Raw genomic sequence first — 22,018 nt, forward strand, 5'->3', positions numbered from 1 at the left:
AAGTCCTCTAAAGGGTTGTTGGAGACTACGACGTAGATAGGTCAGGTGTGTAAGCGCTGCGAGGCGTTGAGCTAACTGATACTAATTGCCCGTGAGGCTTAACCATACAACACCCAAGGGGTTTTGACGGACTCGAATAGAACCTTGAATGTGTAGAGAACACAGAAACAGCTTTCCAAGATTTTGGTTTTGACCTTTTTTAAAGGTGAAGACTTAGCAGAATTTGCTTGGCGACCATAGCGTTATGGACCCACCTGACTCCATGCCGAACTCAGTAGTGAAACGTAACAGCGCCGATGGTAGTGTGGGGTCTCCCCATGTGAGAGTAGGACATCGCCAGGCTTCCAATTTTCTTTCACTTTTTGAAAAAGTGAAGACAAAAAATAGAAAAAGCCCTGACCTGACGGTCAGGGCTTTTTTACGTCTTGGCGGCAATGAAATCTCTTTGGCTATATACTACGTAACCAATCGCTTAAGTGTTCAGCAACCGTTCATAAAAGTGTGTTAGATTAAATCTTTAGCGGAGAGGAGAGTTGTTATGAAAAAGCTGATAGTACTTTTGCCCGTTTTACTCGCGGCTGGGTGTACCAGCACTTCGACGCTTGACCTCGCACAAAATCAGGATTGGACTGGCCTGGCTGAAAGAGACGTTTCATTGCAATTGCCAAAACGCTCCGATAAGTCTTTAGCTGAGCTTGGTGCAGCCGATATGGACTCAAAAGAAGTTTATTTAACTTCATACGAATCTTCAAAAGAGCAGTTCTGTGACCCATCCCGTGCATTCAAGATGGGATTTATGGGCGAGCGATATGACGGATTTTGTGATGATCGAAATGACGGCTGGATCTTCTATCAAAATTGGAACATCGGGCGTGGTTCATCGCAAATGGATCATTTTCCTTTCTGAGCTACCGAACAACATAGATACATATAAAAAAGGCTGACGAGAATGTCAGCCTTTATTGTTAGTACATATCTCAAAGCATTAGTTATTCGCGTGCAGCTCAGCGTTTAACTCAACCGCAGATTTGTTAGTGAGACACTCAATCTTACCGGTCACTGAGTTGCGACGGAACAAAAGGTCGGTCTTGCCAGCAAGGTCGCGTGCTTTTACTGTTTCCACTTCTTGTCCGTTTGCATCCAGCATGGAGACTTTTGTACCTGCAGTCACGTACAGACCTGACTCGATGGTACAGCGATCGCCTAGTGGGAAACCAAGACCCGCGTTCGCACCCAACAGGCTGTTTTCGCCGATAGAGATAACGATCTGGCCGCCACCGCTCAAGGTGCCCATGATTGAAGCACCACCACCGATGTCGCTGCCGTTGCCAACCATTACACCTGCAGAGATACGACCTTCAACCATGCTCACACCTTCAGTGCCTGCATTGAAATTGATGAAGCCTTCATGCATAACAGTGGTGCCTTCACCCACATGCGCACCCAGACGAACACGTGCAGTGTCTGCGATACGAACGCCTGCAGGAACCACGTAATCAACCATCTTAGGAAACTTGTCTACGCAATCTACTGTCAGGGTTTCACCTTTCAAGCGAGCTTCCATTTGACGTTCAGCCAGCTCTGGTAGATCGATTGGTCCTTGGTTAGTCCAAGCGATGTTGTGCAGTAGACCGAAAATGCCATCCAGCACGATGCCGTGAGGCTTAGCAAGACGGTGAGAAATGAGTTGAAGCTTAAGGAAGCCCTCTGCCACGCTTGCTGGTTTTTCGTCAGTCGCAAGAATAGCCAGAACGAGTGGTTGGTTAGACTCCGCTGCTTTGGTCGCAAATGATGCTGCTGCTTGTTCGTCAGCTGCAGCGAAAGCAGAAGCGATAGCTGCGCATTGTGCTGCTTCCACTTCAAATGCTTCGTTACCGCCCTGGTAACCGACAACGTCAGCAAGAGCTGAAACCAGAGAATCTGAAGGGTTAAGAACTGGGGTTGGGAAAAATGCTTCGATGATTTTTCCATCTTTGTTTTTGGTCGCGGTGCCAAACGCTAGAGCAAAACTGGCCATGATCCGGGAGTCTCCTTGTCTCTTCCACCAGCATCGTTTGATATCAGATGCTGCATGATAATTGTGATAGCTGGAGACATCTTAAAGTGAAGTGCATCAAGATTGAAGGGTGATGGGAGAGAATCCTTTAGATTAACGGCTCTTGCTGTGAATATGGGTTAAATAGACCGAAAATTAGGACAATGCTGAAATAAAAAACGCTCCGTATGGGAGCGTTGATTGAGAAGTTAAGCCGCTTCGGCGTCATCTTCCTTTGGCGCTTCAGCTTTTTTCTTTGCTGGCTTTGGGGTTGGTTTGCGTTTAGCCCCCAGAGCATAGAGTACTTCTTCACGATTTTGCGCTAGGAAAAGGGACAATTCTTCGCGTTGCGCTTCATCGCCTGTGACTTCGCTTTTACCCAGCAGCTCAAATAACTCATCTGCCATGTCGAGCATTTTGTCATACGCGTCAGCTTCCGCTTTAGAGGTAAAAGTCATCTTCTCTTCTCCGTTGCGTTCAACCACATATTTGACGATAACGGCCATGGTTAACCTCTCTTAAATTTGTTTACTGTCTGTTTATACAGTAGAGTAAAGTTACCTGTCTAGTTTAACCGTGATTACTGTGATGGCATTGGAAAAATTCTCAGAGATTTATCATCGAGCAGCAACAAGAAAGGGAAGTAACAGCGATCTGGAGCAGCGTCTGGCACACCCTAAGAGCGTAAAAGAACTTGGCGAGATCCCGGATGATCGATGGCTAGCGACATTCAGTCAGAAGATCTTCCAGTCGGGAATGAATTGGCAGGTAGTGAGAAACAAGTGGCCAGGTTTTGAAGAAGTCTTCTGGGGCTTTGATATTGAAAAAATGTGCCTAACTCCGCCTGAAATGTGGGAGGAGAAAGCCACAAATCCAGCGATCATTCGTCATCTGGGTAAAGTCATGACCATTCCCCACAATGCACAGATGATGAAAAGCGCAGCGAAGCAACACGGCAGCTTTGCCAAGTTTGTCGCGGAGTGGCCGGAAAGCGACATCATTGGCTTATGGGCACACCTGAAAAAGCATGGCAGTCGCTTAGGTGGTAATACCGGGCCTTATTCACTTCGCATGATGGGTAAAGATACTTTTATCTTGTCTGGCGATGTTGAAGGATATCTGCGGGCTCACAAGATCATTGATGGTGGCCGGGATACCCGAAAATCTCTGCATGCGGCGCAAGAAGCGTTTAATCAATGGCAGGAAGAAAGTGGACGTCCACTTTGCCAAATTAGCCAGATTATCGCTTTCAGCGTGGGTGATAATAGCTATTAATCGTTAACTTGCCACTCGCTGGTAAACGTTAGAAAGCGTTCAAACAGCAGCGAGTGGTGTTTGCTTTTGTGGTGTGCCAACCAGTACTGACGGCGCAGGTCGAGTGGCAACGTCAGCTTATGAAGTCTTTTATTGCTGATGGCATGTCTGGCGGCCAGTGTCGAAAGGTAGGCCAAACCGAGTCCTGCCGCCGCACAATTGATAATGGCTTCAGTGGTTCGAAGCTCAAAAGCTACCGTCCAGTCCTCTAACCTTGGGGCGATTCGTGAAAGGAAATGCTCACGGGTGCCGGAGCCTGTTTCTCTCAACAGCCACGCATGGTTTTCCAAATCAAACAGTGTAATTCCTGCTTTTTGCGCCAAAGGATGGTCGATGGCGCAAACAATACACATTTCGTCAGAAAGCCAAGGCTGCATGTGTAAATCATCATTTCCCAAATGGTGCTTATTCTCGCCCTGTCCTTCAATGAGTCCGATATCGAGCTCAAATGCGAGCAATCTGTCGATGATCGACTGACTGTTAGAGATCACCAACTCTTGGTCAATATGATTACTTTGTGCCCTGAAGTCCCTCAACAAAAATGGCACTAGTTGGTTTCCTATTGTATCGCTTGCGCCCAACCTGAGGTGGCCGGATAGTTCGCCATCAGAGTTCAATACCTTTGTGATTTCATCGCTTCGGGTAAGGAGTTCGTCTGCCATAGGAAGGAGTCGACGGCCTTGATCGTTGAGTATCAAACGGTTGTTGACCCGCTCAAACAGTTTGTGTCCCAGCTGACTTTCCAGCTCTGTGATCGCCATGCTGACAGCAGGTTTGGACAGGAAAAGCAGACCGGATGCAGCCGTGATAGTTTTTTCCTGCGCTACCGCGACAAACACCTGTAGCTGGCGAAGAGACAATGACATCTGGCTATTTACCCATCGATTTAACCTAGTTTAAGTTTAACTTAACATTAGGTTAAAGATATTCAGATATACTAAATCATGATGCCGTTCTATCATATTTTATGTGTTTTTCTTCTAAAGATGTGACAGAGCAATGCGTAGACGTCTCAACTTACTTCCTACTCCAATGGCTGGCCTCGCGCTGGCAATCGCAAGCCTCGGTTGGAGCTGGGAAAATGTCGGTAATTTTGGTGGGAATGCTCAAGTTTTAGGAGCGGTGATCGGTGGTGTGATGTTATTGATGATTGCGCTGAAATTTACTTTTTCTCCCAAAGGTCTTTGGTGCGATTTGCAGCATCCTGTTGTCGGCAGTGTGGTGCCTACTTTTGCTATGGGCGTGATGATTGTTTCTGCTTCTGTTGGCAAAGTGTCTCCTCTGGCGGGTGATTCTCTTTGGATGCTGGCCGTGGTTGCTCACGTCGCGTTCCTCGTTTCTTTTGTTTATCACCGCGCCCGTGATTTTTCTCTGACGCACATGGTGCCAAGCTGGTTTGTGCCGCCAGTGGGACTGATAGTTGCTGATGTTGCTTTTTCGGGTAACCCTGCGCTGCGCCCCGTGGCGGATGGCATTATGCTATTTGGTTTACTGGCTTATGCAGTGTTGTTGCCACTCATGCTTTACCGCCTGATTTTCTGTGGTGAGGTGCCAGATGCGGCGAAGCCAACCATTGCGATTCTGGCCGCACCTGCAAGCCTGTCTCTGGCTGGTTACTTAACCGTGAGTCAATCTCCCTCACCTGTCATTGTGGCGGTACTTTTGGGGATTGCTTTACTGATGACGCTGGTGATTTACGTGTCATTTGCCAAGCTGTTGCGTTTGCCATTCTCACCGGGCTATGCCGCGTTTACCTTCCCAATGGTTATCGGCGCGACAGCATTGTTTAAAACTGCGGCTTGGTTAGAGTCGGTTGGCGTGGCGGCAACTTATGTGAATCAGGTCTATGTGCTGGGTATTATCGAATTGGTGGTCGCGACCATTGTGGTTGGGTATGTAGCCATGCATTACCGCCGCTTCATTTCCCTGCAATGGAAAATGCCTGCCACAGCATAAGCATAATTTTCGCGAAACTGTTAAAAATAGCCTGCATCTTGTGCAGGCTTTTTCATTTCTAACTGCATGAAATTGCACTCTTGAGGGCATTCCGCCACAATCTCTCCAATACCGTTCTCATGAGTCTTGCCCGTGTTCACTGTCTATCACTCTAACCAGTTGGATCTTTTGAAAAGTCTGCTGGTCGCCATTATTCAGCAAAAGCCATTGGATAATCCTTTTCAAAAGGAATTAATCCTGGTGCAAAGCCCGGGCATGGCGCAGTGGCTCAAGCTTGAAATGGCCAAAGAGCAAGGGATTGTTGCGAACGTTGAGTTCCCACTTCCCGCCACTTTCATTTGGCAGATGTTCACTCAGATTTTGGACGATGTGCCGCAGCGAAGTTTTTTCAATAAAGAAGCGATGACCTGGAAGCTGATGACTGTCCTGCCAGAGCTCCTCGATCAACCAGACTTTGATGAACTCAAGCGTTACCTCGAAGGCGATGACGACAATCAGAAGCTTTACCAACTTGCGGGTAAGATTGCCGATATCTATGACCAATATCTGGTGTACCGACCTGAGTGGATAAAGGCATGGGAAAACGAGCAGATTGTTGATGAGTTGGCTGAGGAGAAAAGCTGGCAACCCAAGCTTTGGCAAGCGCTTTACGATTACACCCTTCAGCAGGAGCAGTCGCCGTTTCACCGTGCCAATCTCTATGAAGAGTTTATCGAGGCGCTAGCGTCCCATAAAGGGAAACCAGACGGTCTGAAAGGTATTGAGCGTGTTTTTGTGTTCGGCATTTCTGCTCTGCCGCCGCGTTATCTTGATGCCCTCAAAGCGTTGGGTGAGCATGTTGATGTCCACTATATGTTCACCAACCCTTGTCGTTATTACTGGGGAGATATCCGCGACAAACGTTATCTGGCGAGACGTGCTGCCAGCATGGAGTCACGCATCAGCCGTGCCAGTGATACTCAAGAGCCGGCGCAGTTTGCCCTGCCATTAGTCAGTGAAGATGATTCGGCCGAAGTCGGTAATAGCCTGCTGGCTTCTATGGGTAAGCTTGGCCGAGACAATCTACTGCTGATTTCTGACCTCCAATGTAATGAGGTCGATCAGGGCTTTGTTGATGTGCAGCGTGACAGCCTACTCCATCATATTCAGGCTGATATTCTTGATTTGATTGAACCGGGCAATATTCAAGAAACCCTTACCAGTGAGAGTAAGGTGGGTATTTCCGCTGAAGATCGCTCTGTCATGGTGGAGGTTTGCCACAGTCCGATGCGTGAAGTGGAAGTGCTGCACGACAGGCTGCTTGAGATGCTAGAACGAGACCCGGATTTATCTCCGCGGGATATTATCGTGATGGTCGCCGACATTAATGCCTATAGCCCGGCAATTCAGGCGGTATTCGGCAATGCGCCCGGTGAGCGCTTTATTCCGTTCTCGATTTCTGACCGCACTGCCGATCAGGAAAGTCCAATCCTAACAACATTCTTGCGATTATTAGGTCTTCCAGACAGCCGTTGTAGTGCAGCGGAGCTTCTGGAAATCCTCGAAGTTCCTTCGGTGATGCGTCAATTTGGTTTTGATAACCGCCAGTTTGAGAAGGTGAAATTCTGGGTAGAAGAATCCGGCATTCGCTGGGGACTTGATGATTCGACGGCGGAGCATTTCGCCTTGCCTCATCAACATCAGAACACCTGGTTGTTTGGTCTTAACCGCATGTTGCTGGGTTACGCAATGCCAAGCGAAGCAGGGCTTTATAACGATGTGTTGGCGTATGACGAAGTCCAGGGATTGGAAGCGGAGCTGGCGGGTAAGTTGGGAGAGTTCTTCCGTGTGATGTCGGCGACGCAAAAAGTGCTGCTCGGCGCGAAAGACGGTCATGCCTGGGTGCAGGCACTGACATCACTCTTTGACGAGATGTTTGCGCTGGATACAGACGAAGAATTAGCAGGGCAGCTTATCCGCACCCAACTGGATAACTGGCTGACCCAATTGGATGATGCAGGGTTCAACCAAACTCTGGCACTCCCGATCGTGCGTGATTATCTGAAAGAAAAGCTTGGGGGCGAGCGTGTCAGTCAGCGCTTCCTTGCCGGTCAAGTGAACTTCTGTACCCTGATGCCAATGCGTTCTATCCCGTTTCAGATGGTGTGCCTGCTTGGTATGAACGATGGCGATTACCCGCGCACCATCGCGCCGGTTGGCTTTGATTTGATGGCGGGTCGCACCCGCGCCGGTGACCGTTCCCGTCGGGATGATGATAGATACCTGTTCCTCGAAGCACTGCAATCAGCTCAGCAACGCCTATACATTAGCTATGTAGGCCGTTCCGTGCAGGACAACACAGAAAAAGTGCCTTCTGTATTGGTGACTGAATTACTCGATTATTGCCGTCTGGGATACTGCCTTGAAGGCGACCAATCTCTGCCCGAACACGAGTCCGGCGAGCGTCTGCTCAAAGCCTTGAATCACCATAATCCACTTGTGCCTTTCAGCCGACACGCCTTTACTGAGAGTCGTCAAAGTTACGCGGCGGAATGGTTACCAGCCGCGCGTGGCGAAGGGCAACTTGCAGCGCCTTTTCTTGATGGTAAAGCGCTGAGTGAAGAGCCTGAACTGCAATCCGGTGTGGTTGAACTTGCCGAGCTTCAGCGATTTTGGCGCTTACCTGTTCAGTATTTTTTTAATCGCCGCTTAAAGGTCTTCTTTGAGTCGCCGGAAGGGGCAATGGAAGACGCTGAACCCTTTGCGCTCGATAATCTTCACCGTTACCAGTTGCGCGATGCGCTTCTATCCCATGTTATCGCCCATGATGACAGTGAAGCTTCACTGGAAGCCTTTTTCAGGCAGCAGAAAGCGAGCGGCAGCTTGCCACTCAATCATTTTGGTGAATTGACACTTGAGACGGAACAAGCCGGAATATTGGCTCAGTACGCGCAATTGAAACCATTACTGAGCGACAAACGACAAGCGTTGGAGGTTAATCTTTCTGTCGCCACCTCCCGTGGCGCGGTCAAACTTCAAGGCTGGCTGGATGAGCGTTACCGCGCTGGTCGCATTTTGTATCGAAGCGGAAAAGTCAGGGCGAGAGACAAGCTAGCGGCATGGATTGATCATCTTTGCCAGTGCGCGGCAGGTGAGCAACTGGAAACACGCTTCATCGGAGTAGATGACGATGTGGTGTGGGGGCCTATTGCCAAAGAGGACGCTTTGTCGAGCCTTGCGGTTTACATCGAATACTATCTTGCGGGTACGGAAGCACCACTGCCTTATCTGCCAAATACTGCGCAGGCAGGCTTAGCGGCTTGTATTGATAAGAAAGGTCACTGGTCGGAAGACGACGCCTCGTTGGATAAAGCGCGCAGCAAGATGCGCGCAGCCTTTGAAGGGGGCTATATGGTCTCGGGCGAGGGGGAGAATGCTTACGTGGCTCGTGTCTGGCCACAGATAGAGGATGAGCTGCTTGACCAGGTTTTTGAGCTTGGAAAAACCTTGCTGCTACCTGCGCTAAGTGGCGAGAAAAAAGAAGACTGACTCAGGAGCCAGTCTTCTTAGTAAACTCAAGCGTTGATCTTGAACTTCGACAATTGACTGCGTCCGGTGTCGCTCAGAGATTTCACCTTGTCGCTCAGTCCCAGTGTATCTTCCGACGCTTCGCGGTTGGTGTGAGAAATATCGCTGACATTGACCACACTGCGTGCAACTTCCTGCGAAGCGCTGGCTTGCTGTGAGGTGGATGCTGCCACTGCGGTGTTCATTTGCTCCAATTCATTGATCAGTTGAGATAGGGCTGTCAGCTGAGTTTGGGCAAGTCTCGCCTGCTCAAGGCTTTGTGCGGTTTTGTCTGTACCGCTGCTCATGATTTTCGCGGCGACTTGAGCGCGCTCCTGCAGCCTTTCGATGATGGCGTTGATTTGAGTTGTCGACTCCTTAGTAGAGTGCGCTAGCTTACGTACCTCATCTGCTACCACTGCAAACCCTCGGCCTGCGCTGCCTGCACGTGCTGCTTCAATCGCGGCATTGAGCGCCAACAGGTTAGTTTGCTCAGAGATGTCGTTAATCACAGTGACCACATCGCTGATTTGGTCGCTTGATGCGGCCAGCTCGCGGATGCTTCTTTCAGCATCAATCACATCATCATTCACCTGCTCAAACTTACCCAGAGAGGCAGACAGTGATGCTTCAGCTTCAGTCACCAGCTTACGGGAGTGACGCGTACTCTCTTGTGCATTAAGTGTGCTGGATTCAACATCCTTGATAGCAGAGGACATTTCTTCCATCGCACTGGCCACTAAATCCAGCTCTTGGCTTTGGTTGCGAATACCGTCCGTTGAACGGTTCGCCAAATCAGCCATGGTTTTGCTGTCGCAATCTAGCTGAAGCAGCGTGGAATCTACGTTGGAAAGCAGGCCTTGCAATTGCTCACAAGCGGCGTTGAGATTGCGTGACATCTCACCAAGCTCGTCAGTGCTGTCGACATTGGCACGGGCTGTTAGATCACCACTCGCGACGATGCTGAGAGCGCGTTGAATTTCACGCACTGAATTCACCAGCATGCGGGAAAGTACGGTTGCCAGCAGAACCAGAACGGCAGTCACGAAAAGGGCAAAAAGTGCTGCCTGTGATGCTTCTTTCCATACCAACGCTTCCAGATCGTCAACATAAAGACCTGTACCGATCAGCAGTCCCCAAGGCTCATAGCGTTTTACTGCACTGACTTTTTCTAACGGCTCTTTACCGCCTGGCTTTGGGAACCAGTAGCTGGTAAATCCGCCCTCGATAGGCTGCGCTACTCGCCTAAAATCTCTGAGGAGTAGTGTACCTTTACTATCTCGAAAGCTGCTGAAATCTTTACCTAGCAAGCTTTTAGCACCCGCTAGCATGGTGCCTTTTTTATCAATGGCAAAGAAATAGCCATCAGCGCCAAAGGTGAGTGGTTGTATGGCTGCCATTGCCTTCTGACGACTGGCTTCGGAAGAATCGTTCTGATAGTGGCTGTCGACAATTTGTGTCGCCAGCTCGATGGTTTGCATTAAGCTGGATTTTCTCTCCAACAGGAGGTCTTTGTGCAGGCTTCTCGCTTGGAAAGCTGTTAGCAGGACAATGCTAATAACTGAGATGCATACTATAAGCAGTAGCTTATATCGCACAGATAGGTTTGCAACAAATTTCATACTCAGTATATCCGTGTGTTTAGATGTCCGTAACGAAAATGAAACACGAAGGGTTACTTAATTGGAGCAAAGTATCAATAGAACGATTCGTAATGAGAATTGTTTTTGATTGATCTGCTTCGCAGACTTATTTTTCATTACACAAGATGTCTAGCTTTTGGATCATGCCTGTAAAGGAAGTCGATAAATTCAGCTTTTGAAGACTAATTACAAAATGTCACGGTATTAATATCTCTACACAAACTGGGTGTTTAGGGCTCAGCTCTCCTGCCTGCCGAGAGAGCTTCAGTTTCCGCATTCATCCATTCGCTTTTACGGAAATGGAATGGCTGTTTATGGTGAAATTGGCCTCGAATTGAACAGCACAATGACCTCTGAAAGCGAGCATTTTCAGGTGGTTTGGGTATAAACTAGGGACATTATTCCCCATTGAGCCAACAGTGCATGCCAACCCAACTTCTTGACCCCATGTCATTTCCTCTACACGGACAGAGACTGATTGAAGCGTCTGCCGGTACGGGGAAAACCTTCACCATTGCGGGTTTGTATTTGCGGCTGCTGTTGGGACACGGCAACGAAGATACTGCGCATGCTTCGCCGTTGAGTGTCGACAAGATTCTGGTGGTGACTTTTACCGAAGCAGCCACTCAGGAGCTTCGTGATCGTATTCGCGCGCGTATCCATGATGCGCGTCTGGCATTTAGTCGAGGGCACAGTGATGACCCCGTAATTAGGCCATTGCTGGATGAGGTGCAGGACTACTCATATGCTGAGCGTTTGCTCCTGCAAGCTGAACGCCAGATGGATGAAGCGGCTATCTATACCATCCACGGTTTCTGTCAGCGCATGCTCACCCAAAATGCCTTCGAGTCTGGCAGCCTGTTTACCAATGAGTTTATTACTGACGAAAGCGTTTTACGTGAACGCGCGGTGTCGGATTACTGGCGACGCCAGTTCTATCCACTGCCCAAATCGCTTGCGGGTGTCGTGCGGGGTTATTGGGAAGCGCCACAGTCACTGCTGAAAGACATTAGCACTTACCTCTCTGGACCGCTGGTCACCATCAAAGCGCCGGATATGCCGGAAAACCTCGAAGATTTGCATCAGGAGAATCTGGCCAAAATAGAAGAGGTGAAAAGACTGTGGCGAGAGGCTGCCGCTGATCTTGAAGCTTTGATATCAGGATCAGGCGTTGATAAACGCAGCTACAGTAAAAAATCGCTGCCAAACTGGCTTTCTGAAGTCACGGAATGGGCATCCCGTTCAACAACCAGCTATGAATTGCCGAAAAATCTTGAGCGCTTTTCGGCATCGATGCTGGCAGAAAAAACCAAGAAAGGAGAAGTGCCGACGCATCCGGTATTTGAGGCGATTGATAAGCTGGTAGCTAACCCCCCAACGTTGAAAGATGCGCTGACGGCGAATGCTATTCGTCAGGTGAGAGTTTTACTGGCTCAGGAAAAAAGACGTTTTGGCTGGCTGTCATTCGATGATTTGCTGTCACAGCTTTCATCGGCGCTGGAAAGTGACAGAGAAGGTATTCTGGCTGAGCGCATCCGCACATTGTATCCGGTCGCCATGATTGACGAATTCCAGGATACTGACCCTCAGCAATATCAAATATTCAGCGATATTTACGCCGAGCAGCCTGAATGTGGCCTCTTTATGATTGGGGATCCTAAGCAGGCGATTTACGCTTTCCGCGGCGCAGATATTTTCACTTATATCCACGCGCGCCGTCAGGTCGCCGACCATTACAACCTAGGCACTAACTGGCGTTCGACAGCAGGCGTGGTAGAAGCGGTCAATCACGTATTCAAAAATGCGGAATCGCCATTTATCTACAACGATGACATTCCTTTCACGGCAGTTGCTCACTCACCGGGCGCTGAGAATCGCTATTGGGAGGTCAATGGCAATAAACAAGCCTCGATGACCCTTTGGCTGGATGAAACGTCAGAGCTGGTAGCGAAAGCCGATTACGAAAAGGAAATGGCACATGCTACGGCTAGCAGTATCCGCGAAGTGCTGACCAAAGCGCAGGAAGGTAGCGCGTATTTCTGCAAAGGCGACAAACGTAAGCCTATTCAGGCGGGAAACATCGCAGTGCTGGTAAGAACCGGTAGCGAGGCTGCCAAAGTGAAGATTGCACTGGCAAGGCAGGGCATTGCGTCTGTCTATCTCTCGAATCGCGACAGCGTGTTTTCGAGCCATCTTGCAGCGGATGTTCAAAGGCTACTTGCTGCGGTACTCACTCCTGATAGTGAGCGAACACTTCGCGCCGCGCTGGCAAGTGGCCTATTTGCGCTGACGGCGAGTGAAATCGACACCTTGAATCATGACGAAAAAGCCTGGGAAAGAGCGGTCATGGAGTTTTCTACCTACCAAACGGTTTGGTTTAGCCGAGGCGTGATGCCTATGCTCCGTCAGGTGATGCAACGCCGTGGTATCGCGGAGCGCTTGCTTTGTGAAGACAATGGTGAGCGGGCACTTACCGACTTGATGCATCTTGGCGAACTTTTGCAGCAGGCAAGTCAGACATTGGATAGCCATCATGCCCTTATCCGCTGGCTGGCTGACCATATCGACAACCCTAATGGCAACAGTGAAGAGCAGCAGGTGCGTTTGGAGTCTGAGCGTGACCTGGTGCAAATCGTCACCATCCACAAATCCAAGGGTCTGGAATACGATCTGGTTTACTTGCCGTTCGCCTGCAATTTTCGCCCATCAGACAGACCTTTTTTCCATGATGAAGACCACACGCCCGTACTGTCATTGACTGAGCCTGACTTTGCTATTGAACAGGCAGATAAAGAGCGTTTGGCCGAAGATCTTCGACTCGTTTATGTTGCTTTGACCCGTGCCGTCTACGGCTGCTTTATTGGTCTTGCACCGCTCAAAGACGGCAGAAAATCCTCGGGAGATACCGGGCTTCATAAATCAGCATTGGGTTACCTGATTCAAAAAGGTGAAGCGGCAGATGCTGCGGGATTGATGGCCGCGGTTGATTCGCTGCTGGCCGGTTGTGATGATATTGAGAGAACCGAACCACCAAAAGTAGTGGACGGAAAACTGGAGCCAGAGTTGGCTGATAATGAAGCCATTGAAGCGCGCACTTTCGAAGGGCGTATCCGCCGTGATTGGCGTCTGACCAGCTATTCCGGCTTGGTGAAGCAAGGCCACAGCAGTGCGCTCCCAGATTTACCTGCTTTTGATATTGATGCTGCAGAAGAGCAGAACGAAGAAAATGAGACGGAGACCGACAGCGCGCCGACCATATTCCAGTTTCCGAAAGGTGCTCGTCCGGGGACTTTCCTGCACACCTTGTTTGAGAACGTCGAGTTTGGGCAATACATGTTCAGCGAGGAAGTGGCCGAAATGATCCGCCATCACCTGCTGCTCGAAAACTACGACGAAACCTGGATACCTGTATTGCAGAAACTGCTGTCTGATGTCGTCTCTCAACCGCTTAATGACGAAGGATTGATGCTGTCTGAGGTCGATGAACCCGCAAGATTGACCGAGATGGAATTCGTGATGCCGGTGGAAAGACTTGATAGTGGCCGTGTGAACCGGTTAATTGCCGAACACGATCCTCTTTCAGCGCAGGCTGGTGAGCTGCACTTTGATACCGCCAGTGGCATGCTGAAAGGCTTTATCGATTTAGTGTTCTGCTGGCAGGGACGTTATTACGTATTGGACTGGAAGTCGAACTATCTTGGCGATTCGCCAGCAGATTACACCGAGGAGGCTCTGGCCGAAGCTATGGCGGATCACCGCTATGATTTCCAATATCAGATTTACTCACTCGCCCTGCATCGTTTCCTGCGCCAGCGCTTGCCGGATTACTCGCCTGAACACCATCTTGGTGGTGTTTTCTATCTCTTTGTTCGTGGTATTGAAGCGGGTACTCGTCATGGCATTTTTTATACTTCACCTTCTCTTGAACTTCTCGATGGCCTTGATGCCATTTTTTCCGGCGAAGGACAGCTTTCTGATGGAGAGAGCCTAAATGGCGATAAGTGAAAAACTCAACGCGCTGTATAAGCGTAAAGCCATCAGAGCCATCGACCGTCAGTTTTCCCAGTTTATCGGTGAACAACTCGGCGACGTTGAATCACCCATGGTGGGATGGGCTGCTTTAGTCAGCTTTGAGCTGGGTAAAGGTAATGTATGTATTGATTTGTCGGCTTTAGACAGCGCAAGGCTCTTTGACTTGACGCCCTCGGAATCGGCAGAACTTGCGATATTGATGACGCCTGAAAATGCACTGGCTCTGGTTTCCACATCTCCAGTTGTCGGCGATGGCAGTGTACCGACGCCAATGGTGTTGAGTGGCACCCGCCTTTATCTTCATCGCTATTGGGTCGCGGAGCGTTTGGTAACTAATGAAATTACAGCACGAGCGACAGAGCTGCCGTTGCCGATGACACTGCGCGGCGTGCTGGACGATCTTTTTCTACCGGATATGGCTTTGCTTCGTCAGTTCTATAGCACATGGGAAGACAGCGAAAAAGCTGAGAAACTGGCCGACTTTTTCGATATCACTGACCTGACTCAGGTCGATGTAGACGCGCTGAAAACGGCGTTAGATGCACAAGCTACGGATGCTCAAGTGCTGAGTCTAGTGCCAGACTCTGCACGATTGAACTGGCAGAAAGTCGCGGCAGCCGTGGCGCTTAGTTATCGCTTTGCTGTGATCTCTGGTGGCCCGGGAACTGGAAAAACTACTACGGTAGCAAAGCTTCTAGCGGCGATTGTTAGCAGTAGCGACAATCCAAATGGCCCTGAAATTAAGCTGGTGGCACCGACAGGTAAAGCAGCCAACCGCTTGACTGAATCCATCGGAAAAGCCGTTGCGGCATTGCCAGTAAGCAATAATGTGCTAGATAAAATCCCAACCCAGGCATCGACGATTCACCGACTGTTAGGCGCTATTCCAAACCGTGTTGAGTTTCGACATCATGCCGGGAACCGTCTTCACCTTGATGTGCTCGTGGTTGATGAAGCGTCAATGGTCGATTTGCCTATGATGGCCCGAATGCTTTCGGCATTGCCTGAGCATGCCAGAGTGATTCTTTTGGGAGATCGTGATCAGTTGGCTTCTGTGGAAGCTGGCGCAGTATTGGGCGATATCTGCCTTGATGCAGGAAGTGGTTTTAGCGCTGAGCGAGTAAAAACGCTGACTTCGTTGACAGGTTTCAATTTACCGCAGGAAGTCTCCCTGCCCGCCGTGTCGGATGGTGTTTGTTTACTGCGTAAGAGCTACCGATTCCATGCCAAATCTGGAGTTGGGCAACTTGCTTACGCGATTAACGCTGGTGAGCCACGTTGGGTAGATAGAGTCTTGCAGCAAGGCTTCGGTGATATCGCTCTTCACGATCTTGATGGTGACGTGTATGGCGAAGCTATCGCAATGACGGTCAATGGGTATCGAAGCTACCTCGCAGCGTTATCAGAGGGAGCAGATAATCGAACCTTGCTCAGACATTTCTCTGATATCCGTCTGCTGTGTGCGCTGTCTGATGGCCCGTTTGGGGTCAAAGGTTTGAACACGGCAATTGAAAAAGCACTGACCAAAACGGGTTTGATCGCACCAGGGGAAGAGATTTTTTATCCCGGAAGACCCATTATGGTGACGCAGAATGACCATGGTCTGGGTTTGTACAACGGTGATATCGGCATTGTGGTGAAGCAGGAAGAAGGACTTCGCGTGGTGTTTGAAATGGCGGACGGTTCAGTAAAAGCCTTTCTGCCAAGCCGTCTTCCCGAGCATCAAACTGCCTACGCAATGACGATTCACAAATCTCAGGGGTCTGAATTCAGTCATACTATTTTGGTGTTACCACCAACGCCAACACCTGTGATGACAAGGGAACTGGTTTATACGGGCGTGACACGCGCAAAAGACAGGTTGGATGTTTATGCCACCCGCACTAGTTTGGCGCGGGCGGTGAAGCGTAAAACGCAGCGATTTAGCGGCTTGGCAGACGCATTACGCGTCCGTTAAGCGCCAAAGTCAGTACCTTAGAACGGCGCTGCAGGTTGTAGAGCTCTTGCTTGGCATCCGGCAGCGCAGTGACATCAGCCTCAACAAAACCATGCTCGCGGAACCAGTGGATACTGCGGGTCGTTAGCACGAATATCGTTTTTATCCCTGATTGCGAAGCTTGTTGCTGGATGTATTGCAGCAGGTTGGTGCCACGGTCACTGTCACGATATTCAGGATGAACTGCGACACAGGCCATTTCTGCTGTTTGTGATTCAGGGTAAGGGTAAAGTGCTGCACAGCCTATGATCCGTTCATCGCGATCGATCACAGTAAAGCGGGGTATTTCCTGTTCAAGTTGCTCCCGTGAGCGTCTCACCAGAATACCTTGCTCTTCCAAAGGGCGGATAAGCTCCAGGATGCCGCCGATATCATCAATGGTTGCCTGACGAATACGTTCGGCGCTTTCGGTAACAATCTGGGTACCGATACCTTCAACTGAGAAGAGTTCCTGAATCAAAGAACCATCAACTTTATAGCTGAGAAGGTGACTTCTTGGTACTCCAGAGCGGCATGCCGCGACTGCACCACGTAGGAACCTGACTGTGCCGGAGTTTTCATCACCCGCGGTCGCGCGCTGACGCAGAATTTCTTCAGCCTGATGAGGGAAAAGTTCTGAGAGTACATTGCCATTAGGACCAATCACACCTTGCAGCGAACAAAAGCCGATGAGCTTGTCTGCATTAAGGCGAATCGCCAACTGTGTGGCAACTTCTTCAGAGGTCAGGTTGAAACATTCCCCGGTGACGGAGCTGGCAACAGGGCCCAAAAGAACGATCGAGTGTTGATCGAGCTGGCGGTGAATGCCTTCGATATCGATCCGGCGGATCCGCCCGCTATGGCAGTAATCTATACCCTCATCTACGCCAAGTGGTTGTGCAATCACAAAGTTCCCGCTGACGACGTTGATCTGGGCGCCTGCCATTGGGGTGTTGTTCAGGCTCATGGAAAGGCGGGCAGTAATATCGAGTTGAAGCTGACCGGCAGCCTGCTTTACCACTTCGAGTGCAGCTGAATCTGTTACCCGAACACCTTTATGATAAGGCGTCTCAACCCCTTGCTTCGCAAGGTTTTGGCTGATTTGCGGGCGGGCACCATAGACTAAAACCAGTCGTAAGCCTAGGCTGTTGAGAAGTGCTATATCATTGACAATATTGCCAAAATTGGAATCAGCAATGGCTTCGCCACCCAGCATGATGACGATGGTTTTGTTTTGGTGCGCGTTCACATAGGGCGCAGATTGCCTAAATCCGTTTACGAGTGCTGTACTGCGAAGTTTCAACACCTTACTCCATGTTTTTTGATTTTATATGCTGCGATAGTGACTAATTATTCTTGGTTTGGCAAGGGGCGTGATACAGCTTCAAACAATGAATGCCTGACTTGGTCGGCAATGATGTCCTTTTTATAATAGTATTGTTAGTACTTGAGAGTTTCTCTCTGAATTGAGATTTCATTTGTGGGTATCGTCGGACAATCGTTACTGCTCTTCACCGCGCTAATATCGGGGGTTATCGGCTATCTGGTAGCCAATGACATTCCTGTTTTCGCTGAGGTCGACCAAACGCTTATTTACGGAGAGTGGGTGGAACAGGGTGTGCCAACTTATGCGGCAGACCGGTTTGAAGTGCGAAAAGATGGTATCTATATCAAAGGTGCCCGCACCACCAGTTACTATGAGTTTACCGGCAGCAAACTCATCTACACCGTCGGCAACAATACTTATCTTTACACAGTGGAAGATAAAAATACGCTCCAGAGAGAAAAGCCTTATCACTACAGCACACCATTCACCCGACGCTGAAATCAATAGTTCGTCGGCAAAACTCTGAGGAGCTCGGTGACCGGGCACAAACCAAGAGCTACGCGGCGAATCCTATCTGCAATGTCTTCATTCCCACCAAGGCAGCGTCGAATACTGTTATTGATCATTTCATCGCTGCTTCCATCACTGGCTAAAGTACGAATCCATTGATATTCGATTGAGTCAGTGTCGAGTAACGTCTTTCTCCCTACTTTTAAATCCATTCTAAGCTCCCTGACAATTTTGTTTAATTTTTAAGACACTTTCTTTTCATCGGATTTAAACGAATTTCTATGACAGAAATGTGACAAAGTATTTCAAAGTTCGGCGCATATGCTTTCGATCGCATTATAAGTCTCAGTTAATGTGTGGGTTTATACGGTCAACATCGCCTTTTGATTGCAGAAAGAGCGGGGTTCTGTCACCCTCTTTTTATTGTTTTCTTACTCAGGAATACCTGTGAAAAAGGCCCTTTCTGTTGTCGGCATTTCCTTACTCCTTGCCGCTTGTGCACGTCCCACTGACCGCGGTCAGCAATACATTGATGGGCGTTTTGATGATGTTCTCAACCCGGTTGAGCTAGTTGCTTCCGACAAAGCGCGTGACTATTCCCTTTTCCCTGCTCAACTTGAAAAGGTTGAATCCCGTTCACCTTCCCTGACCAAAGCGAACCAAGACGTTTATGAAAGCGTCAAAGCATGGCTGGCTGAAAGTGGTGAACCCACGGCACTGGGCGACTATGGATTGTCTCTTGAGCAAATGGGGGGCGGTGACGGCTATGGTAACGTGCTGTTTACTGGCTACTTCTCTCCAGTGATTGAAATGCGCCACAAACCGGATGCGCTATTCCGTTATCCAGTTTATGCAATGCCGCAATGTGATGATAAATGTCCTACCCGTGAAGAAATCTATAATGGTGCATTGGACGGGTTGGGGCTTGAGCTTGGCTATAGTGCTTCGCTGATCGATAACTTCATCATGGAAGTGCAGGGCAGTGGCTTCATTCATTTTGGTGATAACGACCAGCTTGAGTACTTTGCCTATGGCGGCAAGAATGGCCACCCTTACGTCAGTATTGGCAAAGTGCTGATTGAGCGCGACGAAGTGCCACGTGAGAAAATGTCACTGAAAGCCATCAAAGACTGGGTAGCACAGCAGGATGAAGCGACGGTGATGGAGCTATTAAATCAAAACCCTTCATTTGTTTTCTTTGCTCCCAAGGCGGCGCATCCAGTGACTGGCACTGCGGGGATCCCGCTGTTGTCTGGAGCGTCAGTGGCAGCCGATCGGGAGTTCTTACCAATGGGCACTGTGCTGCTGGCGGAAGTGCCTCAGCTTAATGAAGAAGGCAACTGGAACGGTCAGCACGTGTTGAAACTGTTGATGGCGCTAGATACTGGTGGTGCGGTGAAGAAGAACCATCTCGATCTTTACCACGGTATGGGGGAAGAAGCTGGGATTAAAGCTGGCCATCACAAACACTTTGGGCGTGTCTGGAAGCTCACAAAGCCCGTTGAGAATGACGATTCTGTTCAGCAGTAACGCAGTAACATAGGGGCTGCTGCCCGAAGGGTTCTGCTCTAAGCGTTTTATGCTTTGTTGAGGTGTATTTGCTTAGAATGACTAGGCGGCACACACCTCGCCGCGCCTAAAACGCTTATAGCGAGAACAAAATTTAACCACCAAAGGTCAACAGCCCCTAACCAATAGAGACAAAAAAGGCGGGTTTCAAACCCGCCTTTTATTTTATCAAAGTGGCTTATTTGATCAGGCCAACTTCTTTGTAGTATTTCGCCGCACCTGGGTGCAGAGGTGCAGACAGACCGTCAGCAACCATTTCTTCTTTCTTCAGATTTGCGAACGCTGGGTGCAGACGACGGAAATCGTCAAAGTTCTCAAACACCGCTTTGGTTACGTTGTAGATAACGTCTTCTGGCACTTCAGCAGAAGAAACGAAGGTCGCACCAACACCGAAGGTTTGAACGTCGCCGTCGTTACCACGGTACATGCCGCCTGGGATAGTCGCTGTACGGTAGTAGTCGTTGTCAGAAACCAGCTTGTTAGAGGCTGCGTTGTTCACTTCAACGATAACGCTATCACATGCAGTGGTTGCTTCCTGGATTGCACCACTTGGGTGGCCCACTGTGTAAACCATTGCGTCGATTTTGTTATCACACAGCGCTTTAGATTGCTCAGCAGCTTTCAATTCAGAAACCTGTTTGAAATCGTCCATGGTCCAACCCATGCCTTCCATCAGTACTTCGATAGTACCGCGCTGGCCAGAACCAGGGTTACCGACGTTTACACGCTTGCCTTTCAGGTCATCAAACGTTTTCACGCCTGCGTCAGCACGTGCAACAACAGTGAACGGTTCTGGGTGAACAGAGAAGACAGCACGCAGGTCTTTGTATGCGCCTTGGTCTTTAAATTTGCTTGAACCATTGTAAGCGTGGAATTGCCAGTCAGACTGAGCGATACCCATGTCCAGCTCGCCTGCACGGATGGTGTTGATGTTGTAGATAGAACCACCGGTAGACTCAACCGAACAACGGATGCCGTGTTCTTTCTTAGTTTTGTTTACCAGACGGCAGATTGCACCACCTGTTGGATAGTAAACACCAGTGACACCACCAGTACCGATAGTAACGAATTGATTAGCTTGTGCTGGTACGGCAGTTAAAGCAGCTGCAAAGCTCATTGCGGCCAAAGTTGGTTTTAACGCTTTCATGCTTTAGTCCTTGTCGATGATGTGATTGCTAACGCGGTGAGAGTCCGCTGTTAATAATTTGTGAGTCCATATTGCGCCGAAATTATCTGATAGTTAGTTTTTCGATCGCAAGAGATGCGCCTCACGATTCAAAGCTACAGGAGATATTTTTTCTTAAATCTTCTGCAGAGTTGATATATAAACCCATGTTTTGAGACATAACGGCGATTTGCTGTACAAGTTCTGCATTATTATCCGCACACTGTCCCATTAAATTCATTAGGTTATTTTCGAAACCAACGCGTACATCTCCTCCCAATGACATCGCTGCACTTAGACATTGATGCTCATGTTCTCCAAATGCACAGGTTGCCCACGAAATTCCCTCGCTGGTTATGCGTTTAATATCAAATTCGAGCAAATCAGTTGGTGCTGACAACATGTCTTTTTTGTACTTGCCTAGTACCAATAGTAGGTGATGGCCGCTATTAGGCAACGTCTTGTCATTAACCATTTGAAAGTAAAGCGACAAATCTGCAGCATCATACAAAATGTACTGCACATAGATACGCCGCTCATTGAGCTCGTAAAAGAAACGGCTGGCGTCTTTTTCAAACGCAGCATTTGGGCGAAGTTCGCGAAGGGCGAGGGAGACAGCTTCTGGCTCGGTGCCTCGCACCAGCGCCATTTGCTCTTCCGGTTGATAGAGACCTACCGCCTCAGTCGTTAATTGTATCACCATGTCGGAATCAAAACGGGCCCTTGTTTCCACAAGCCACTCCCTGTTCAGTCCAACATCCAACGAGTGCTTGCCTTGTCCATCACGTATATGCATGTGTGCCATCGCTGCGCCCGCACCTTTGCATTGTGCCAGACACGTGGCCATGTCTTCGATGGTCATTGGTAGTTGCTGGTGGTCATCCTTTCCGCGTCGTGCACCATTCGGTGCAACAATAATAGTTCTTCCTTTTTGCACCCGATTTTC

The 22,018-nt window shown here is 49.2% G+C and carries 16 protein-coding genes and 2 rRNA genes; 10 read left to right on the forward strand and 8 right to left on the reverse strand.

Features of this window, described 5'->3' with window-relative positions; all coding sequences use genetic code 11:
• The 3 genes from GCE9029_RS23605 to GCE9029_RS23615 form a co-directional block, all read left to right on the forward strand.
• Positions 1-106: ribosomal RNA gene (locus tag GCE9029_RS23605) — 23S ribosomal RNA — on the forward strand; the annotation flags it as partial.
• Positions 107-226: 120 nt separating this feature from the next.
• Positions 227-342: ribosomal RNA gene (gene rrf / locus GCE9029_RS23610) — 5S ribosomal RNA — on the forward strand.
• Between the two features lie 196 nt (positions 343-538).
• Entirely contained in the window at positions 539-907 is a 369-nt protein-coding gene (locus GCE9029_RS23615) for a DUF2799 domain-containing protein (RefSeq protein ID WP_062667502.1), read from the forward strand.
• Between the two features lie 78 nt (positions 908-985).
• Here the strand turns inward: GCE9029_RS23615 and dapD are convergent, their stop codons facing one another.
• Both dapD and GCE9029_RS23625 read right to left on the reverse strand, forming a co-directional pair.
• Positions 986-2,017 (reverse strand): 2,3,4,5-tetrahydropyridine-2,6-dicarboxylate N-succinyltransferase, encoded by a 1,032-nt coding sequence (dapD, locus tag GCE9029_RS23620; RefSeq protein WP_062667504.1) that lies wholly within the window; start codon positions 2,015-2,017, stop codon positions 986-988.
• 227 nt (positions 2,018-2,244) lie between these two features.
• The gene (locus GCE9029_RS23625; protein WP_046303019.1) at positions 2,245-2,541 is read right to left on the reverse strand and encodes a YebG family protein; all 297 of its coding nucleotides are present in this window, start codon (positions 2,539-2,541) and stop codon (positions 2,245-2,247) included.
• 82 nt (positions 2,542-2,623) lie between these two features.
• On the opposite strand from GCE9029_RS23625, the gene GCE9029_RS23630 reads away from it, so the two are divergent.
• The gene (locus GCE9029_RS23630; protein ID WP_062667506.1) at positions 2,624-3,310 is read left to right on the forward strand and encodes a DNA-3-methyladenine glycosylase I; all 687 of its coding nucleotides are present in this window, start codon (positions 2,624-2,626) and stop codon (positions 3,308-3,310) included.
• Here GCE9029_RS23630 and GCE9029_RS23635 read toward each other — a convergent pair.
• A complete protein-coding gene (locus tag GCE9029_RS23635; protein ID WP_062667508.1) occupies positions 3,307-4,215 on the reverse strand; it encodes a LysR substrate-binding domain-containing protein in 909 nt (302 codons plus the stop codon). The two genes, GCE9029_RS23630 and GCE9029_RS23635, sit on opposite strands and share 4 nt — an antisense overlap.
• Before the next feature lie 133 nt (positions 4,216-4,348).
• Here GCE9029_RS23635 and GCE9029_RS23640 point away from each other — a divergent pair, with 133 nt between their 5' ends.
• On the forward strand, positions 4,349-5,305 hold the full coding sequence (locus GCE9029_RS23640; RefSeq protein WP_497463373.1) for a TDT family transporter: 957 nt from the start codon (positions 4,349-4,351) through the stop codon (positions 5,303-5,305).
• A 132-nt stretch (positions 5,306-5,437) separates the two neighbouring features.
• Positions 5,438-8,833 (forward strand): exodeoxyribonuclease V subunit gamma, encoded by a 3,396-nt coding sequence (recC, locus tag GCE9029_RS23645; protein WP_062667512.1) that lies wholly within the window; start codon positions 5,438-5,440, stop codon positions 8,831-8,833.
• A 26-nt stretch (positions 8,834-8,859) separates the two neighbouring features.
• Here recC and GCE9029_RS23650 read toward each other — a convergent pair whose 3' ends face one another.
• The gene (locus GCE9029_RS23650) at positions 8,860-10,473 is read right to left on the reverse strand and encodes a methyl-accepting chemotaxis protein (RefSeq protein WP_062667514.1); all 1,614 of its coding nucleotides are present in this window, start codon (positions 10,471-10,473) and stop codon (positions 8,860-8,862) included.
• Positions 10,474-10,917: 444 nt separating this feature from the next.
• Here GCE9029_RS23650 and recB point away from each other — a divergent pair, with 444 nt between their 5' ends.
• Entirely contained in the window at positions 10,918-14,499 is a 3,582-nt protein-coding gene (gene recB / locus GCE9029_RS23655) for an exodeoxyribonuclease V subunit beta (RefSeq protein WP_062667516.1), read from the forward strand.
• Entirely contained in the window at positions 14,486-16,483 is a 1,998-nt protein-coding gene (gene recD, locus GCE9029_RS23660) for an exodeoxyribonuclease V subunit alpha (RefSeq protein ID WP_062667518.1), read from the forward strand. Before recB ends, recD begins: the two co-directional genes overlap by 14 nt.
• On the opposite strand, the gene argA is transcribed toward recD, so the two are convergent.
• The gene (gene argA, locus GCE9029_RS23665; RefSeq protein ID WP_197475423.1) at positions 16,449-17,804 is read right to left on the reverse strand and encodes an amino-acid N-acetyltransferase; all 1,356 of its coding nucleotides are present in this window, start codon (positions 17,802-17,804) and stop codon (positions 16,449-16,451) included. The genes recD and argA overlap by 35 nt on opposite strands.
• A 177-nt stretch (positions 17,805-17,981) precedes the next feature.
• Between argA and GCE9029_RS23670 the strand changes: the two genes are divergently transcribed.
• Positions 17,982-18,326 (forward strand): DUF2850 domain-containing protein, encoded by a 345-nt coding sequence (locus GCE9029_RS23670; protein WP_062667523.1) that lies wholly within the window; start codon positions 17,982-17,984, stop codon positions 18,324-18,326.
• A 2-nt stretch (positions 18,327-18,328) separates the two neighbouring features.
• Here the strand turns inward: GCE9029_RS23670 and GCE9029_RS23675 are convergent, their stop codons facing one another.
• Positions 18,329-18,550, reverse strand: a complete 222-nt coding sequence (locus GCE9029_RS23675) for a hypothetical protein (RefSeq protein WP_062667525.1) — start codon at positions 18,548-18,550, stop codon at positions 18,329-18,331.
• Between the two features lie 235 nt (positions 18,551-18,785).
• Between GCE9029_RS23675 and mltA the strand changes: the two genes are divergently transcribed.
• The gene (mltA, locus tag GCE9029_RS23680; RefSeq protein WP_062667527.1) at positions 18,786-19,868 is read left to right on the forward strand and encodes a murein transglycosylase A; all 1,083 of its coding nucleotides are present in this window, start codon (positions 18,786-18,788) and stop codon (positions 19,866-19,868) included.
• 217 nt (positions 19,869-20,085) lie between these two features.
• On the opposite strand, the gene GCE9029_RS23685 is transcribed toward mltA, so the two are convergent.
• Together GCE9029_RS23685 and GCE9029_RS23690 are read right to left on the reverse strand one after the other, a co-directional pair.
• On the reverse strand, positions 20,086-21,054 hold the full coding sequence (locus tag GCE9029_RS23685) for a TAXI family TRAP transporter solute-binding subunit (RefSeq protein WP_062667529.1): 969 nt from the start codon (positions 21,052-21,054) through the stop codon (positions 20,086-20,088).
• Positions 21,055-21,175: 121 nt separating this feature from the next.
• Positions 21,176-22,009 carry a beta-keto acid cleavage family enzyme gene (locus tag GCE9029_RS23690; protein ID WP_062667531.1) on the reverse strand — a complete coding sequence of 278 codons (834 nt, stop codon included), beginning with the start codon at positions 22,007-22,009 and terminating at the stop codon, positions 21,176-21,178.
• Positions 22,010-22,018 lie beyond the last annotated feature (9 nt).

It is taken from the genome of Grimontia celer (genome assembly GCF_900055185.1).
In the GTDB taxonomy this organism is placed as follows: Bacteria; Pseudomonadota; Gammaproteobacteria; order Enterobacterales; family Vibrionaceae; genus Enterovibrio; species Enterovibrio celer.